The 15,494-nt window shown below is 64.3% G+C and carries 16 protein-coding genes; 4 read left to right on the top strand and 12 right to left on the bottom strand.

Translation table 11 applies throughout. The features are described from left to right. Positions 1-144: 144 nt before the first annotated feature. Complete coding sequence (locus tag CZ375_RS07730; RefSeq protein WP_077598632.1) at positions 145-1,611, bottom strand: PTS ascorbate transporter subunit IIC; 1,467 nt, start codon at positions 1,609-1,611, stop codon at positions 145-147. A 92-nt stretch (positions 1,612-1,703) separates the two neighbouring features. Beyond that, positions 1,704-2,147 carry a PTS sugar transporter subunit IIA gene (locus CZ375_RS07725; protein ID WP_077598631.1) on the bottom strand — a complete coding sequence of 148 codons (444 nt, stop codon included), beginning with the start codon at positions 2,145-2,147 and terminating at the stop codon, positions 1,704-1,706. Positions 2,148-2,405: 258 nt separating this feature from the next. On the opposite strand from CZ375_RS07725, the gene CZ375_RS07720 reads away from it, so the two are divergent. Continuing rightward, entirely contained in the window at positions 2,406-3,038 is a 633-nt protein-coding gene (locus CZ375_RS07720) for a DeoR family transcriptional regulator (protein ID WP_077598630.1), read from the top strand. A 215-nt stretch (positions 3,039-3,253) separates the two neighbouring features. On the opposite strand, the gene CZ375_RS07715 is transcribed toward CZ375_RS07720, so the two are convergent. The 7 genes from CZ375_RS07715 to CZ375_RS07685 form a co-directional block, all read right to left on the bottom strand. Beyond that, positions 3,254-3,898, bottom strand: coding sequence for a beta/alpha barrel domain-containing protein (locus CZ375_RS07715; protein WP_097677391.1), 645 nt, complete (start codon positions 3,896-3,898; stop codon positions 3,254-3,256). Between the two features lie 15 nt (positions 3,899-3,913). Further along, complete coding sequence (locus CZ375_RS07710) at positions 3,914-4,813, bottom strand: dihydrodipicolinate synthase family protein (RefSeq protein WP_077598629.1); 900 nt, start codon at positions 4,811-4,813, stop codon at positions 3,914-3,916. 5 nt (positions 4,814-4,818) lie between these two features. Further along, a complete protein-coding gene (locus CZ375_RS07705; protein ID WP_077598628.1) occupies positions 4,819-5,427 on the bottom strand; it encodes an SIS domain-containing protein in 609 nt (202 codons plus the stop codon). A 39-nt stretch (positions 5,428-5,466) separates the two neighbouring features. Beyond that, the gene (locus tag CZ375_RS07700) at positions 5,467-6,027 is read right to left on the bottom strand and encodes a hypothetical protein (protein ID WP_077598627.1); all 561 of its coding nucleotides are present in this window, start codon (positions 6,025-6,027) and stop codon (positions 5,467-5,469) included. A gap of 90 nt (positions 6,028-6,117) precedes the next feature. After that, a complete protein-coding gene (locus tag CZ375_RS07695; RefSeq protein WP_077598626.1) occupies positions 6,118-7,446 on the bottom strand; it encodes a PTS ascorbate transporter subunit IIC in 1,329 nt (442 codons plus the stop codon). Between the two features lie 137 nt (positions 7,447-7,583). Then, a complete protein-coding gene (locus tag CZ375_RS07690; RefSeq protein ID WP_077598625.1) occupies positions 7,584-7,895 on the bottom strand; it encodes a PTS sugar transporter subunit IIB in 312 nt (103 codons plus the stop codon). Beyond that, positions 7,895-8,350, bottom strand: coding sequence for a PTS sugar transporter subunit IIA (locus CZ375_RS07685; RefSeq protein WP_077598624.1), 456 nt, complete (start codon positions 8,348-8,350; stop codon positions 7,895-7,897). The genes CZ375_RS07690 and CZ375_RS07685 overlap by 1 nt, the downstream gene beginning before the upstream one ends. A 291-nt stretch (positions 8,351-8,641) precedes the next feature. On the opposite strand from CZ375_RS07685, the gene CZ375_RS07680 reads away from it, so the two are divergent. The 3 genes from CZ375_RS07680 to CZ375_RS07670 all read left to right on the top strand — a co-directional run bounded on the left by CZ375_RS07680 (position 8,642) and on the right by CZ375_RS07670 (position 12,774). Next, positions 8,642-9,421: a DeoR/GlpR family DNA-binding transcription regulator gene (locus tag CZ375_RS07680; RefSeq protein WP_077598623.1), complete on the top strand. Its 780-nt coding sequence runs from the start codon at positions 8,642-8,644 to the stop codon at positions 9,419-9,421. 221 nt (positions 9,422-9,642) lie between these two features. Beyond that, positions 9,643-11,481 (top strand): magnesium transporter, encoded by a 1,839-nt coding sequence (locus CZ375_RS07675; protein WP_077598622.1) that lies wholly within the window; start codon positions 9,643-9,645, stop codon positions 11,479-11,481. Between the two features lie 9 nt (positions 11,482-11,490). Then, the gene (locus CZ375_RS07670; protein ID WP_077598621.1) at positions 11,491-12,774 is read left to right on the top strand and encodes an Nramp family divalent metal transporter; all 1,284 of its coding nucleotides are present in this window, start codon (positions 11,491-11,493) and stop codon (positions 12,772-12,774) included. Positions 12,775-12,786: 12 nt separating this feature from the next. Here the strand turns inward: CZ375_RS07670 and CZ375_RS07665 are convergent, their stop codons facing one another. The 3 genes from CZ375_RS07665 to CZ375_RS07655 all read right to left on the bottom strand — a co-directional run bounded on the left by CZ375_RS07665 (position 12,787) and on the right by CZ375_RS07655 (position 15,438). Continuing rightward, positions 12,787-13,608, bottom strand: a complete 822-nt coding sequence (locus tag CZ375_RS07665; RefSeq protein WP_077598620.1) for a hypothetical protein — start codon at positions 13,606-13,608, stop codon at positions 12,787-12,789. Between the two features lie 81 nt (positions 13,609-13,689). After that, the gene (locus CZ375_RS07660; protein WP_077598619.1) at positions 13,690-14,136 is read right to left on the bottom strand and encodes a YtxH domain-containing protein; all 447 of its coding nucleotides are present in this window, start codon (positions 14,134-14,136) and stop codon (positions 13,690-13,692) included. A 75-nt stretch (positions 14,137-14,211) separates the two neighbouring features. Next, positions 14,212-15,438 carry a cyanophycin synthetase family protein gene (locus CZ375_RS07655; RefSeq protein ID WP_077598618.1) on the bottom strand — a complete coding sequence of 409 codons (1,227 nt, stop codon included), beginning with the start codon at positions 15,436-15,438 and terminating at the stop codon, positions 14,212-14,214. Positions 15,439-15,494 lie beyond the last annotated feature (56 nt).

Here is a 15,494-nt window from a genome sequence, read left to right as displayed (position 1 = left end):
GTTCAGTCTATCCATTTTGTGCCCAGCTAAAACTGGGTATGACACAACGCCAACAAATACCGCTCTTTAGAAAGGGGCCGAGAACCACGCTGGTTCTCGGCCCCCGCACGTCTCGGTCCAAAGACCTCTGGCGTGGTGCTGAGCCTACGCCTCGTTCTTCTTGGGAGCGACAAAGTTGTAGACGATCGGCAGCAGGAACGCGATGACGCAGACGGCCACGAGCAGGCCACCCTGGGCGAAGTTCACGGCGTTGCCGAAGACGATGCCCATCCAGGAGAAGTCGGCATCAGAGAAGGTGCTGCCCACGTAGCCCAGGGCGCTGAAGACGGGCATGCAGACCATGGGCAGGAAGGTGATCAGAAGGCCGTGGGCGAAGGAGCCGGCGATGCAGCCCTTGAGGCCGCCCTCGGCGTTGCCGAAGACGCCTGCGGTTGCACCGCAGAAGAAGTGGGGCACGACGCCAGGCAGGATGAGGGCGACGGGAATTGCGGCGTTGACGCCATTGAGGATGAGCAGGCCCACGATGCCGCCCACGAAGGAGCTCAGGAAGCCGATGATGACGGCGTTGGGGGCATAGGTGAAGGCCACGGGGCAGTCCAGCGCAGGCTTGGCGCCGGGGACCAGCTTGTCGGCGATGCCCTTGAAGGCGGGGACGATCTCGCCGATGATCAGGCGGACGCCGGACAGGATGATGTAAACGCCACCGGCGAAGCTCATACCGGAGGTGAGGGCCCAGACGATCCAGTTGCTGGTCGTCTCGGTGCCGATGTTAAGCAGGCCGCCCACGTTGGCGACGGTCAGGCCGTAGGGCTCAAGAAGGGCAGCTGCGGCCTTGGGGTCGGTGCCGGCGGGAACGATGCCCAGCAGGCCCTTGGCCACGGCGACGGCCACGACGATGAGGAAGAAGATCATCATCGTGATGGAGATGGAAACGGTGGTGTCACGCAGGAAGATGAGGCGCTTGGGGAAGCTGATCTCCTCGGTGCTCTTGCGGTTGGGGTCCTTGGCGAAGAGGCGGCCCACAAGGCCGGCAAACCAGTAGCCGAGGCCGCCGAAGTGACCAAGGGCCACGCCATCAGAGCCGGTGACCTTGCGGAAGGTGACCTGGCAGTAGGCGGGCGAGAGGACCATGATGAGCGCCAGCAGGCAGCCGCCTGCAAGGTAGAGGGCAGCTCCCTCGAGGTGGCCGGCGCCACCCAGGATGACGGCGATCATGCACGCCATGTACAGGGTGTGATGGCCGGTGAGGAAGATGTAGGGCATGCGGGAGAAGCGCGCCAGAACGATGTTCAGCGCCATGCCGATGGCCATGATGAGGGCCGAGCTGGTACCGAAGTTCTGGAGGGCGTCAGCCACGACGGCCTCGTTGTTGGGAACGACGCCCTGCATGTTGAAGGCGTAGTTGAAGAGCTCGCCAAAGGCGAGCAGGGAGCCGGTCTGCAGGAAGCCAGCGCCTGCGGACAGCACCAGGAAGCCCACGATGGTCTTGATGGTGCCCTTGACGACGTCCTCGATGGGCTTGCGCTGCAGACACAGGCCCACAAGCGCGAGAAGGCCAACCAGGATGGCTGGCGTTGACAGAATGTTGACTATGAAGTCGAGCACTGCCATGTTTCCTCCCTCTGTTGCGATGTACGTGCTTCGTTCCACTTGCATTGCCGGCGCGCCCTGCGCCACCTGCCGCACGGCGCGCGTTGGGCGGCCTATGCCTCCATGAAGAGCCTGTAGACCTCGTCTGCGCTGGCTGCGGTGGCGACCTTCTCGATGTTTGCGGGATCGGCGAACATCGTCGCGAGAATGCGCATGACGTCCAGGTGAGAGTCTGGGTCGGTCGCTGCCAGGGTGACGAGAACACGCACCGGCTCGCCGGGCTTGAACTCGACTCCCGTGCGGGCGATGGTCACCGCGAGCTGCTGCTCCACCACGCCCTGCTCGGGGCGCGCATGCAGAAGCGCCAGGTCGGGAGCAAGGACGAAGTAGGGACCGAACTTGTTGGTGTTCTCTATGATGCCCGCGATGTAGTCGGGCGTGACGAAGCCGCCATCAACCAGGGGCTGGACGGCAACATGAATGGCATCCTCCCAGTCCTTGCAGGACTCGACGATCTGCACGTTCTCCCTCTTGAGCATGTCAGACATTGCGCTCATGTAGTACCTCCCTTCGCTTCCTCGTCCCTTCAACAGGCGAAGGCACCTCCGGGCCGGCGCGCACCGATCACGTGCTGCGCTCAAACCCTTGGCGCTCCTCATTACGCGCACATTCTATTCCTGTTCTTTCCTGTTTTGTACTAAAAATGTACATTTTTTCTTCACCTTTGGCCAACGGTGCCTTTTCCCAAGCTTTCGAGGGGTATTTTTCTAGCTAGGGATAACCACCGGGCATCCAGGCGGCGGGAGGGGGCACGCTTGTTTCGCCATGAACGCAGGGAGCAAATCGTTGCCATCCTCAATGCTGAGGGCTCGGCAAGCGTGGAGGGTCTCTCGCGGCGCTTTGGCGTAAGCGTCGACAGCATCCGGAAGGACCTCCAGACGCTCTCGAGGGAGGGCCGCTGCGAGCGCTACTACGGCGGCGCCCGGCGCGTTGGGCCACCCGCCCCGCAGGCGGCGCAGCGCGCCGGGCGCCATAGGCCCCCAAGCCACGCCAGCGCCTCAGGCGACCACTGGCCCTGGGATGGCACGGGACGCGTCTTTGAGCCCGTGTCCGTCGAGCGCGAGAGGGACGAGACCGCCCTGCAGGCGCGCAGGGCGGTGGCGAAGCGCGCTTATCTCGAGATAAACAATGGAGACTCCATCTTCCTCGACGTCTCTCGCACCAACCTCCTGCTTGCCGACCTTATTGCCGAGGGCGACAAGCGCGTCATCCACAACGCCTCCTACCGCTTCCTCCTGGTGGAGGAGGAGAAGTTCCACCGTCCGGGGCTCTTCCGCTTCGCCTCGGTCACTGACTTCTCGGCCGTCATCACCGATGCCGAGGATCTAGCCCTGCTGGAGCGGCTTTCGCAGCTTGGCGTGCCCACCCTGAGGTCCCTGCCCCGGTAGGTCCGTGGCCCGAGAAGGGCCGAGGCCCGACTTCCCGCCCGCAATGCCGCCGCCAAACGACGGCATTGCGGGCCTGGCAGGCCGAATCTCACCTTTTTCGTCCGTCAGGCCACCAGTAGGTGACGGCACAGCAGGCAGAAAAGGCCCGAAAAAAACCGCCTCGTCGCCAGAGGGCCTGGCGACGAGGCGGACGTGCTCACCCCAAAGGCGGGCAACTACGCCATCTTGGCCCGCGTCTCGTCAATGATCCTGCGCACCTGGGCGGCGTTGGCGGCGATCTCGTCCACGGACCCCTTGGTGAGGAGGCTCCCCATCCCACAGCAGTCCACGCCACGCTCGACCCACTCGGCGAGGTTCTCCAGGTTGATGCCGCCAGAAGCCATGATGGGCATCCAGGGGGTGGGGGTCTTGAAGAGGCTGACCAGCTGAGGGCCATAGACGTTGGAGACGGGGAAGGCCTTGATGAACGCCGCCCCCCTCTCCATGCCCTGGACCGCCTCGGTCACCGTGGTGCAGCCGGGGGCGTAGGGGATCTGGTAGCGATTGCAGGTCTCGGCGACGGCGAGGCTGCTCATGTTGGCAACGACGAACTCGGCGCCGGACATGATGGCGAGGCGGGCGGTGGTCTCGTCCATGACGGTACCCGCGCCGATGCAGATCTCGTCGCCGAACCTCGCCTTGATGCCGGAGATGACCTCACCCGCGTTGGAGTTGGTGTAGCTGATCTCGAGGCAGGGCACGCCGCCCCTGATGCAGCCCTCGGCTATCTCGCAGCCACGCTCCACGGTCTCGACGCGCACCACGGCAAGGGCGCCGCAGTCATAGAGCCTCTTGGTGACGCACATCTTCTGCATCTGCATGATGGCCCCCTCTTCCTACGCTGAGTGACTGATGCCGTAGTGGTCCAGCATCGCCTTGATCTTCTCGTCCACGTCGGGCGTGGTCTCAGAGACGGGGGCGCGGCCTGGACCCACGGGGATACCGGAGAGCTCGAGCGAGCGCTTGAGCGTCTGGGGGGTGGACCCCAGGTGAAGCACGTCGCGAATGGGCTCCACCTCGGCCTGCAGCTGAGCCGCGAGCTCGGCGTCGCCCGCCTCGAGGGCCTCCCAGAGCCTGACCACCACGTCAGTGATGAGGTTGGCCGTGCCCGCAATGGTGCCCGAGGCGCCAAGCGCGAACGCCTCGGAGATCTTGCCGTCGGAGCCCACGAGCACGTCCACGTCGTTGCCCCTTGCGGCCTGGAGGTAGCCGGCGAGGTTGTCCATGTTGCCGGAGCTGTCCTTGACGCCCTTGACGTTGTCTATCCGGGCGAGCTCCCCCACGAGCTCGGGCGAGAGGTTCATGCCCGTGGACTTGGGGATGTTGTACAGGATGATGGGGATCTTCACGCTCTGGGCAACGGCCTCGAAGTAGCTCCTGACCTCAGCGTCGGAGACCTTCATGAAGTAGGGGTTGATGACCGAGAGCGCGTCTGCGCCGATCGCCTCCGCCCTCCTGGACATCTCGCACGCCTCGCGCGTAGAGCAGGAGCCGGTGCCCACGTAGACGGGAACTCGGCCGGCGACCCTCTCTACCACGAACTTCGAGAAGCCTATCTTCTCGTCGGGGGTGCAGGTGTGGAACTCGCCGTTGGAGCCGAAGGTGAAGATGCCGCTCGCGCCGGCGGCGACGAGCTTCTCCACGAGCTGCTCGCCGGCCTCGTAGTTGATGGTCTGTCCCTCGTCGCGCCTGAAGGGCGTGACCATGGGGACGATGACGCCAGAGAAGAGTGCCATGCGCCCTACCTTCCCTCGCGGATGGACGCGCCCAGGGCCCCGCCCGGATGCCACTTGACGTACTGGGTGGGGTTCAGGCCGTAGTCGTTCTGCAGCAGGATGGAGAGGCACTGCAGCTCCAGGATCTCGGCGACGATGGACGCCCGGGGAGGCTTGTTCATGTCGTCGCCCTCGCGCCTGACTCCGGCGATGAGGGCCACGTCGCCTTGCCGGGCAAGCCAGGACTCGGGGTTTCCGGTCACGGAGATGATCTTTGCCCCGTTGGACTTGAGGCAGTTGACGGTGGCCTTGAGCTCGACCGTCTCGCCGCTGTTGGAGATGGCTATGACCACGTCGCCGGGAAGGACCTGGCCTGCGGAGCCATGGACGGCCTCGGTGCCGTGGAGCTCGTAGGTGGGCGTTCCCGTGGACGAGAGGAGCGACGCCACGTAGCCGCTCACGTGGCCCGGCTTGCCGATGCCGGTGACGTGCACGCGACCGCCGGCCTTCTCGGTCGAGCGGATGAGGTCCCTTGCCGCGGCGAGGGCGTCGATGTCGATGCCGGCCTGGAAGGCCATGACCTCCTCGTTCATGATGGACAGAAATTCCTGGACCTGTTCCTTGTCGCTTGCCATGTTTCCTCCTTGATCTTGGAGATGGATGCTGACGTGGTGCTAGGACGCGACGCTCACACCGTGGGCGCGCAGAGCCGAGACGAGCTCCTCCTCAAGGGAGTCGAGGCTCTCTTTGGCGAAGGGTCGGGAGACTGCCACGTACTCGTAGCCAGAGGGATGCTCGACCCAAGGCCCCTTGAGCAGCAGGCGCAGCTTGCCGCCCTCGCGCTGGACCCTGGCCTGGCCAATGCTCTCGTAGCTTACGCAGAGCGCCTGCTCCCGCTTGGACTCCCTGCAGACGAAGAGGTGCCTCTCGCCCAGCTCCATGACGGGGGTATGGGCCATCCACCTGCGGAAGAGCCTCCCGGCATGCCTGGAGATGAACCACACCGCCGTCAGGGCGAACAGGGCCAGGAGCACGAGCCACATGTTCGAGCTGGCGCCTGCCGCCTCCACGAGGGCCAGCGCGCCAAGGAGCAGGGCCAGGACGCAGGCGAAGGATGCGAAGGCCTCGAGGACCAGATGCATGCGGTCCTCCTCCACCACGAGCTCGATCTCCTCGTCGGGAAGGGAGCCGCGGTCGGGAAGCCTTGGCGATCCCTTGGGCTTTGCTTGAGACATGTGACCCTCCAGAGTCCTTTCTAGCAAAAGGGCCCGGAGACGCCCACCGCAGGTGGTTGCCGCCGGGCCCCTGAAGCTGCTCAGGCGAGCTTATGCGCCAAAGAGGTGACCGATGCCGTAGATGATCGAGCCAACGATGTTGTAGTCGACGTTGGGGAAGGAGGCTCCGGTGATTCCCAGGGCGCTGAACGCGGGGTACAGGACCAACGGGCCGGCGCAGAGGAAGATGCCGATGACGAAGGAGCCGAGCAGGGCGCCGCGCCAGCCGCCGTAAGCATAGCCCATGACGCCACAGGTGCCGCCAGAGAAGAAGCAGATGCCGGCGGCAGGAATCATGATGGTGGGGCTGTGCAGGGCAACCATCACGGCCATTGCCACGAGGCCACCGACGAAGGAGCCGATGAAGCCAAGGATGACGGCGTTAGGCGCGAAGGGGAAGATGGCGGGGCAGTCAACGGCGGGGATGGCGTCAGGGATGAGCTTCTCGGAGATGCCGACGAAGGCGGCGGTGATCTCTGCGATGAACTGGCGCACGCCGTAGATGAGGACGCTCATGCCGGCGGCGAACTGGAGGCCGGCGAGGAAGGGCCAGATGAACCAGATGTCGTTGCCCATGGCCTTGAGGATGACGTTATTCACGTTGGTGGGGTCGTCGGGAACCTTGACCAGGTGGCCGGTCAGGAAGCAGGCGATAGTCACGATGTAGAAGAGCACGATCATGAACAGCGCCACGGAGAACACGAAGTCACGGAAGAGCTTGAAGAACTCGGGGAGCTCGCGGTCGTCGGAGGAGCCGGAGGCAAGCTCCGCCTCGTGCTGCTTGGAGAAGAGCTTTCCGATGTAGCCGGAGACCGCATAGCCGATGTCGTTGAAGTGGCCCATGGCGATGGTGTTCTCTGCGCCGGTGAGCTTGTTCATGAAGGGCTGGCAGAAGGAGGGAAGCGCGGCGCCGCAGAAGCCCAGGATCACGCCGCCGAGAACCACGGTGACGATGAAGGGGGCGCCCAGGGAGATGAAGACCAGGGCCAGAACGCAGGCGAAGTACAGGAAGTGCTGGCCGGTCAGGAAGACCGCCTTGAACTTCGTGAACTTGGCGAAGACCATGTTCATGATGAAGCCGAGGACCATGACCAGGGCGACCTCGGTGCCGTAGGTGTTGAGTGCCAGGGAGGTGGCGACCTCGACCTGCGTCACGACGCCCTGCACGCCGAATGCGGTGTTGAACATGGTGGCGAAGGTGGTCACCTGGGCAGACATGGCGCTGGAGCCGATGTTGAAGATCATGAAGCCGATGATGGTCTTGACGGTGCCAGAGAAGACGTCAACGGCGGACTTCTTCTGGAGCAGCAGTCCGATGAGGGCGATGGCGCCCATGATGACCGCTGTGTCGCGCAGCTGCATCAGGATTGCGTTAACCATGGCATTTCCTTCCTTTTTGAACCGGTTTTTTCGACAGAGCACCCCAAGGCCATGGTCCCAACTGGAATCATGAGCCCACAGCCCCTGGGGGAATGGCTATGTGTTTTGGCCCTGAGGCCACTGGCTAGGCCAGGGGTCTACTCAGAGACCTCGACGCCCTGCTCGGCCAGATACTTGACGAGACCAGCCTTGATCTCTGCCTTGTCGACGATGTTCTTGACACCCACGGCATAGGGGACGCGGGGGTCGACGGCGAGCTCGTCGGTGAGGTCGGACATGGTGACCACAAGGTCGCCCGTGAAGCCGTTGAGCGAGTCGAGGTTGCCGTGCTCGGTCTCGATGGGGAGGTTGGACTCCTTGATGACCTGGTCGCACTTGATCTTGAGCATCATGCTCGAGCCCATGCCGGCACGGCAGCAGACAAGCGCACGAAACTTCTTATCGGCCATTACAAACTCCCTTCCATGTCATGGATGAGGCCCATGACATCCTTCGGTGAATGAGCTGCCTCCAGACGCGTGAAGAACTCGGGGTCCGAGAGGAGCTCGACGAGCGACTGTAGCGCGGCGATGTGGCCATCGCTATCCTTGGCGCTCAGGGGGAACAGGAACTTCACGGGATCGTTGTCCTTGCTCCCAAACTCAACGGGCTCCCTGAGCACGGTGATGCCCACCGCAGGCTCAAGGGCGCCCTGCTCGGGACGGGCATGGGGCAGCGCAACGTGCTCGGTGATGACGATGTAGGGGCCAAGCTCGTTGACGCCCTTGACGATGTCGTCCACGTAGGCAGGGGTGACCTTGCCCGCGTCCACCAGGGGCTGGGCGGACTTGCGCACGCCGTCCTCCCAGTTGGTGGCCTCGACGTCGAGCTGGATGAGCTCCTCGCTCACAAGATCGCTCAGCACGTTCCACCTTCCTTTCCAAGCACATCCCATATGAAGAAAAACAGAATTTCATTTGCAGATTATATAGGGGAATATGTCGTGTAGCAAGACTAAATGAACGTTATTTTTTTAATATTGCCAGCTAGATAGCCTATATGTTCTTTACGAACGTTTATATGATTCAAGAGTTTCTATAAATGCCTTAAACAATGTCTGCGAGCTGAATGGGGGTCGTTTTGACCCGTAAAGGTTAAACTCGATCATATAGGATTCCCATTCGTTCGTTTGTGGCATCACGCAAGGGAGCTGGGCATGAAGAGAAGCCAGGCGAGCATCGACGCCCGCAGGAACGAGATAGCCTCCCTTCTCGAGCTCAGGGGGCACATGAGCATCGCCGAGCTCGCGCACCACTTCTCGGTGTCGGCGCTCACCATCAGACGAGACCTCGACTACCTCGAGGAAAACAAGATCGCCTCGAGGTCCTACGGCTCCGCCTCGCTGCTCAATCCCATGGGAAGGCCGTCTGGCTCCAAGCAGGTGCGCGCCAACAAGGCCATCGCCCGTGCCGCGGCGCTTCTCGTGCAGGACGGGGACTCCATCTTCATCAACACCAGCTCGACCGCCATATCGATGATCAACTACATAGAGGCGGAGGACGTCACCGTGATCACCAACAACCGCAAGGTATCGCTGGTTGAGGTGCCGAGCTCCGTCTCCGTGCTCCTGACGGGCGGAGAGCTCAGGCCCCGGAAGTCCTCCCTCACCGGCGAGCTCGCCTGCGCAAACATCCGCAGCGTGGAGGCCACCAAGTGCTTCCTGGGATGCTCGGGCCTGAGCGTGGTGCGCGGGCTCAACACCGCAACCCCACAGGAGACGGCGGTGAACGCCCTGATGCTCGAGCACTCGCGCACGCACTACCTCCTGGCCGACTCCTCAAAGATAGGTCTGGACACGGGCTTCGCCTTCGGCACGGTCTCGGAGATAGACATGCTCGTCACCGACGACCGCTACCACGCGGACCTCATAGAGAGCCTTATCGAGGCTGGGATGGGAGATGTGCTGCGCGTGAGCATGGAACCGATGCTCGCCTAAGATTCGCGTGCGCCCAAATTGGCGACCCCTGGCGTGTACAATCACAAACGACGGCGGGGCATGCCCCGGCCGCGGCCTGCAAGCCTAAGAGAAGGGTCATTGATGAAACCTCGACCTCACAGTCGATGACCCCACGACGCTCCTGTTGGTCTCGTCGCGGGGTACCCCAGAAGATTTCGGCATGACGCACCCGCGCGTCGTCCAACCAATAAGGAGCCTGCATGATCTACCTTTCCCAGCTGGTGGGAAATCCCGTCTTCGACCTCAACGGCGAGCGCATCGGCAAGGTCAACGACCTTGGCATTGCCACCGGCGAGGTGTTTCCCCGCGTGACCGCCCTGGCGATAGAGGGCCCCAGCAAGACCCCCTTCATGGTGAGCTGGCGCAAGTACGTCGAGAGCTTCGGCGAGTCCGAGGTGCGCCTCAAGGTGGTGGCAACGGACATCCGCTTCAGCTACCTCCAGCCCTCCGAGGTCCTCATTGCCCGTGACCTGCTCAACAAGCAGATAGTTGACACCAGGGGCGCGCGCGTCGTGCGCGTGAACGACCTCAAGCTCTCTGACACCAGCTCCAGCCAGCTGCGCCTGCTGGGCGCCGAGGTTGGCGTCCGCGGCATCCTTCGCTCCCTCTCCCCCACGCTCGAGCGCCTGGTCCTGCGCGCGGCGAAGTCCCTGGGCCGCTCCGTTCCCGAGCGCATCATCGCCTGGAACTACATGGACCTCATCGACCGCGATCTCAGCGACGTGAAGCTCTCCGTCTCGCACAAGACGCTGGACGAGCTTCACCCCGCCGACATCGCGGACATCATCGAGCGGCTGGACCCACGCCTGCGCGGGCAGGTCTTTGCCCAGCTTGACGAGGAGCGCGCGGCGGACGCCATCGCAGAGCTGGACGACGACGCCATGGCGGCGGAGCTCATGGGCGGGCTGAACGACGCGGCTGCCTCTCGCATGCTCTCCGAGATGGACCCCGACGACGCCGCGGAGCTGGTGAGCGAGCTCGACTACGACAAGGCCGAGAAGCTCCTCAGGCTCATGGGGGTCCAGGAGCGCAAGGCGATCAACCAGCTCCTGGGGTACCGCGAGGACACCGCGGGCCGCATCATGACCTCCGAGGTGGTGCTCCTGCCCGAGGACGCCAGCGTCTCGGACGCCATCAGGGCAATCGGCGAGCTGGACGACGACTTCGAGTCCGTCCACTACGTCTACCTAAAGGACGAGGAGGGGCGACTCTCGGGCGTGGTGGGCATGAGGGCGCTGATCACAAGCGACACCGACGCGCGCCTCGCAGACATCTCCTTCGACGACCTGGTGACCGCCGGTCCCGACGACGACCAGGAGGACGTGGCCAAGGATATCGCCAAGTACAACCTGCTTGCCATGCCCGTCGTGGACGACAACCGCCACCTGCTTGGCATGGTGACGGTGGACGACGCCCTGGACGTCCTCGAGGAGGAGCACGAGGAGGACCTCCAGATTGCCGGCGCGGGCAGGAGCGACTCCGATCGCAGCCAGGCGGGAAGCAACATCCTCTGGCTCCTGCGCAGCGAGCTCTGGTTCTTCTTCTGGATGGCGGGCATCGCCCTTCTGGCCACCATCATCGAGCCACAGATGGGCCTCGCCCACACGCTGCGCTTCGCCTTGGCCCTTCCCGTGGCGGTCATCGCCGCGCGGGACGCCGTGAGCTTCACCACGAACTTCTACCTGGAGTTTGGTCCAGAGGACGAAGATGCGCCCTCTGACCTCGGATTCATGCTCAAGGGGCTGGGCCTGGGGCTTCTCTTCTCCGCAATGGCCATCCTCATTGCCACGGGAGTCGAGGCCGTCCTCTCGCCCGGGAGGCCGCTGGACGGGGAAGGCATCCTCGTCGGCTTTGCCGCCGCGGCCATCAGCATCGTCGTCTCCTTTCTGAGCACCCCCGTATATCTGGGCGTGCTCCGCAGAAGGGACGCCAGCAACCGCGAGACCTCCGGGCAGGTGCTCTCCTCCGTCGCCATGGTCGTGGCCGTTGCCGTCTTCGTCGTGGCAACCGTGCTGCTGTCCGGCGCTGTCTTGGTCTAGGCGGGGCCCATGGACGAGAAGACCCTGAAGCCACAGGCGCACGAGACGCCCGAGCTGCCCCTGCCCTCTCGGCGGACGCGCCTGCTTGCCATGCTCTCGGTCATGGGACCTGGCATACTCACCGCACTTGCCGGCATGGATGCGGGTGGCATAGCCACCTTCTCCGTGATGGGATCCAACTTTGGCTTTGCCATGCTCTGGTCAGACCCCCTCACCTGCCTGCTGCTCATCGTGGTGCAGGAGACTGCCGCACGCATGGCCTGCGTCACCGGCAAGGGCTTTGCCTCCCTCATCCGAGAGCAGTTTGGCATCCGCGTGTCCACGGTGGCCATGCTCGCCACCGTCATGTCGAACTTCGCCGTCACGGTCTCCGAGTTTGCGGGAATCGCCTCGGGCATGGCGCTCTTTGGCATACCTGTGTTCGTCTCCGTGCCCATAGCGGCCGTCACGGCCTGGCTCCTCACCATGTCCGGCTCGTACCGCAGGGTCGAGAAGGTGCTCCTCGCCATCTCCTGCGTCTTTGCCACCTACATCATCTCGGGCTTCCTTGCCAAGCCAGACTGGGCGCACGCCTTCCACGACACGGTCATCCCCCAGCTCTCGGGAGACCCGTCCTACATCTCCGTCCTGGTGGCGAGCATCGGCACCACCATCTCGCCCTACATGATCTTCATGGTCTCGAGCAACGTCTCCGAGAAGAACCTGGGCGAGCGGGACATCGCGGGCCAGCGCGCGGACAACGTCTCGGGGGCCTTGGTCTCGCAGACCATAGCCTGGTTCATCACGCTCACCACGGCAAGTGTCCTCTTCCCCCTGGGCATCAAGATCGCGGACGCCGCGGACGCCGCCAAGGCGCTGGTGCCGCTCGCAGGACAGTATGCCTCGGCGATGTTTGCAGCCGGCCTGGTGGGGGCATCGTTCCTCGCCGCCTGCGTGATGCCCGGCATCACCGCCGGGGCAGTCTGCGAGGCCTTCGGCTGGGAGCGCGGAACCGACCGGAGCTGGAAGGAGGCGCCCGCCTACCGGGGCATGGTCACGGCCATCTCGCTTGTGGCCGCGGTGATCGTGCTGGTGCCGGGGGCAGACCTCTTTGGCATCATGATGGGCGCCCAGATCGTCAACGGCATGCTGCTGCCCGTGCTCCTGGTCTGCATGGTTCGCATAGCGAGCGACAGGCGCATCATGGGGAGATGGGCGAACGGCCGCACGTGGAACCTGCTCACCTGGTTCACCATCGTTTTGGTGGTGGTGCTCACGGTGGTCATGTTCGCGTTCCAGGCCATAGGCTACTAAGGACTCGACGAGCTACTTGCTGGCCTTCTTGTACTCGTCCATGAATGCGCCGAACATGCCGCTTGCCTTGCGAGCCTGCTTGCCCACGGCCTTTGCCGCGCCTTGCGCATTTCCTGAGCCCTTCCCCTTGGCAGGCTTCTTCTCCTGAGGCGCCAGGGCCCGCTTGGCGCTTCCCAGGGCCTTCCCCAGGGCGAGGGACCCCTTGTCCACGGCGTCAGACGCCGCGGCGTCGGCCTTTCGCGCCATCTCCTTGCCCTGTATCTTTGCCTTGGCGTAGCCAGCGCCGGCCTTTGCGGCAACGCCGCCGCTCAGGGAGCCGGCAGAGGCCTCGTTCTCCACCAGCATGCAGCCGTGCTCATAGCCCCTGAGCAGCCGTGCGGGGATTTCGAGGGAGCCCACGAGCGACTGCGAGACGCTCCCGTCACCCACGTAGAAGGACTCCACGTCGCCCTGCGGTGCCGTGAAGGACGCGTCGTTGACGTATCCCAGCTGCCTGCCCGAGACGGTGCGCGCATCCATGCCGGTCCACATGACGCAGCTGTCCCAATCTATGCCCAGGCGCTTGCGGGCGGCAGCGTCCGTGCCTGTCTCCATGCTAGAGACCTTGTAGCCCCCCTCCACGCGCTCAAGGGAGTCGAGGGCAACGAAGACGTCGGGCCTCTTTATCATGCCAACCACGTCGGGACGGCTGACCAGGAAGCCCACCAGCTTGTGGCCGCTGGGACCAAAGACGGCCATGTGCACCTTCCCAAGGCGCGAGAGATGCAGGGCATCCCTCTTGTTGGGCTTGAGCCGGAAGACCTTGGCGTTCAGGTACTCGCTTACCCTGGGCATCTGACATCCCTTTCGCTCGTCTAAGGTCGGGGGCGCGGTGCGACAACGCACCGCGCCCCCGACCGCCGCGCAGGAGCCGACCTACTCGGCCTCGTCCTCCAAGACGACCTCGACATGCACGGACTCCGCGGGGGCCTCCTCGGGGGCCTCTTCGGCCTCGACGGAGGCGCTGACCTTCTCGGCAACGTTGCTCACGGCATCCTGGACCTGCGCTGACGTGGCGTTGACCGCCTCGGAGAGGGAGTCACGCAGCTGGTCCATGCGCTCGCGGGCAAGATCGACCTTGGCGCGAAGCTCGTCGGTGGTGGCGTCCACGTTGGGACGAACGGTGTTGATCTTCTCGCTCACGGCACGAGAGCCGCGCTCGTAGGAGTCAACGGCACTGTCCCAGGCGTCGTTCATGGCGTCGGCTGCCATGGCCCTGCTCTCCTCGCCAGGACGCGGGGCGAGGAGGATTCCAGCGGCGACGCCTGCGGCGGCACCGATGACGCTACCCATGATGAAACCAAACGTTCCCTTTGCGCTCATGTCTTCCTCCTCCATCCCTGGCAGGCCAGGCTCGTTGACAGCATCCACGGAGCGGTGCTCCGGTATCGCATCACTTTAGCGCACTCGTCTGGGGCCCGGGATGTGCTCGGCCTGGGCCTCCTGCTCGGGTGGCTCGTCCCAAGGGAGCTCCGGCTCCTCGTCTTCCTCTGCGGGCACCTCGGCGGCGGGCTCTGGCTTCTCCATCTCCCTGGGCTCGCCCTCCTCGGGAGAAGACGGCAGCTCTTCCCCTGCCACGGGATCCTCCAGGGTCATGACCGCGGTCTCGCCCAGGCCGTCTCCCCTCTCCATCGCCTCGAGCTCCTCGGGCTGGATCGCCTCCAGCTCGGGGCGAGAGCTGAAGAGCTCGTGCAGGTCGGAGCCGAGGCTCTCCCCTGGCTCCCCCTCGCCCACCTCGGCCTGGGTGTCCCCTCCAAGAGGTCCCAGAACGCCCGTCTCGCCCTCGTCCGTCTCCTGGACGGCAAGCGCGGCGCGCTCGGCTGCCTGCTGCTCGGACGCGAGCTCCTCCGCCTGGCGACGGGCATCCTCGGCGGCCTCGTAGGCCTCCAGGTCAACCGCCCAGCCAGGGCGCTCGGCGGCAAGCTCGGCCTCCCGTGCCTCGGCACGCAGCCGTGCCTCCTCCTCGGCGGCGGCACGCTCTGCGGCGGCACGCTCCTGCGCCTCCCGAATCGCCTGGCGGCGAGCCTCCTCTATCTCCTGCTCGCGCTGGGCGATCTGCTGCTGGCGCTCCTGAAGGTGCCGCTGGTACTCAGCCCTGAGTTCCTCGGTGAACCGATCCTCTATCTGCCTCTGATAGCGTTCGGCCGGACCCTCGCCCATTCCGCCCACCATGCTGGTGAGGCCGGCGACGATGGCCTCCACGTCCGGCTCGGGCGCGCCGCCGTCGCCGAAGGCCCACTCCGCAATCCAGACGGCGCTCGAGAGGGCGCCGATCACCAGCACGTCATCCGGACAGGAGAGCTCGATGTCGAAGCAGCGCTCCTCATCTGCCGGGCGCGTGCGCCCACAGCTCACCTCGCCAGAAGCGCTGGACTGCGAGAGGAGCTCCACGGTCATGTGCTCCAGCAGGTGGGCGAGCTCGGTGTGACCCATGGCGTCCTTGAAGGTCTCGCCGGCATCCCCCAGGCACACATGGTCAATGATGTGGGGCATGAGGTTGTAGACGCGCGTGGTGCCAACCAGGTTCTCGCTGGTCATGAGGGGTGCATCCTCGCTGAGGCGCACACGTGCCGTCAGGTTCTCAAGTCCAACCTCGACGCGGACTATGTCAATGAGCTGTGCCATGGGGCAAAACCTTCCCTCGCAAACGTGCCGTGCGTGACCTTATTGTAGACAAACTC

It is taken from the genome of Olsenella urininfantis (genome assembly GCF_900155635.1).
Classification (GTDB): domain Bacteria; phylum Actinomycetota; class Coriobacteriia; order Coriobacteriales; family Atopobiaceae; genus Olsenella_G; species Olsenella_G urininfantis.
This window is presented reverse-complemented; position numbering and strand designations above follow the sequence as displayed.

Bases quoted from the DNA above. Each gene is read 5' to 3' on its own strand.
- CZ375_RS07730 (WP_077598632.1), bottom strand. From the start codon at position 1,611: ATGGCAGTGCTCGACTTCATAGTCAACATTCTGTCAACGCCAGCCATC.
- CZ375_RS07725 (WP_077598631.1), bottom strand. From the start codon at position 2,147: ATGAGCGCAATGTCTGACATGCTCAAGAGGGAGAACGTGCAGATCGTC.
- CZ375_RS07715 (WP_097677391.1), bottom strand. From the start codon at position 3,898: ATGCAGATGCAGAAGATGTGCGTCACCAAGAGGCTCTATGACTGCGGC.
- CZ375_RS07710 (WP_077598629.1), bottom strand. From the start codon at position 4,813: ATGGCACTCTTCTCTGGCGTCATCGTCCCCATGGTCACGCCCTTCAGG.
- CZ375_RS07705 (WP_077598628.1), bottom strand. From the start codon at position 5,427: ATGGCAAGCGACAAGGAACAGGTCCAGGAATTTCTGTCCATCATGAAC.
- CZ375_RS07700 (WP_077598627.1), bottom strand. From the start codon at position 6,027: ATGTCTCAAGCAAAGCCCAAGGGATCGCCAAGGCTTCCCGACCGCGGC.
- CZ375_RS07695 (WP_077598626.1), bottom strand. From the start codon at position 7,446: ATGGTTAACGCAATCCTGATGCAGCTGCGCGACACAGCGGTCATCATG.
- CZ375_RS07690 (WP_077598625.1), bottom strand. From the start codon at position 7,895: ATGGCCGATAAGAAGTTTCGTGCGCTTGTCTGCTGCCGTGCCGGCATG.
- CZ375_RS07680 (WP_077598623.1), top strand. From the start codon at position 8,642: ATGAAGAGAAGCCAGGCGAGCATCGACGCCCGCAGGAACGAGATAGCC.
- CZ375_RS07675 (WP_077598622.1), top strand. From the start codon at position 9,643: ATGATCTACCTTTCCCAGCTGGTGGGAAATCCCGTCTTCGACCTCAAC.
- CZ375_RS07670 (WP_077598621.1), top strand. From the start codon at position 11,491: ATGGACGAGAAGACCCTGAAGCCACAGGCGCACGAGACGCCCGAGCTG.
- CZ375_RS07665 (WP_077598620.1), bottom strand. From the start codon at position 13,608: ATGCCCAGGGTAAGCGAGTACCTGAACGCCAAGGTCTTCCGGCTCAAG.
- CZ375_RS07660 (WP_077598619.1), bottom strand. From the start codon at position 14,136: ATGAGCGCAAAGGGAACGTTTGGTTTCATCATGGGTAGCGTCATCGGT.
- CZ375_RS07655 (WP_077598618.1), bottom strand. From the start codon at position 15,438: ATGGCACAGCTCATTGACATAGTCCGCGTCGAGGTTGGACTTGAGAAC.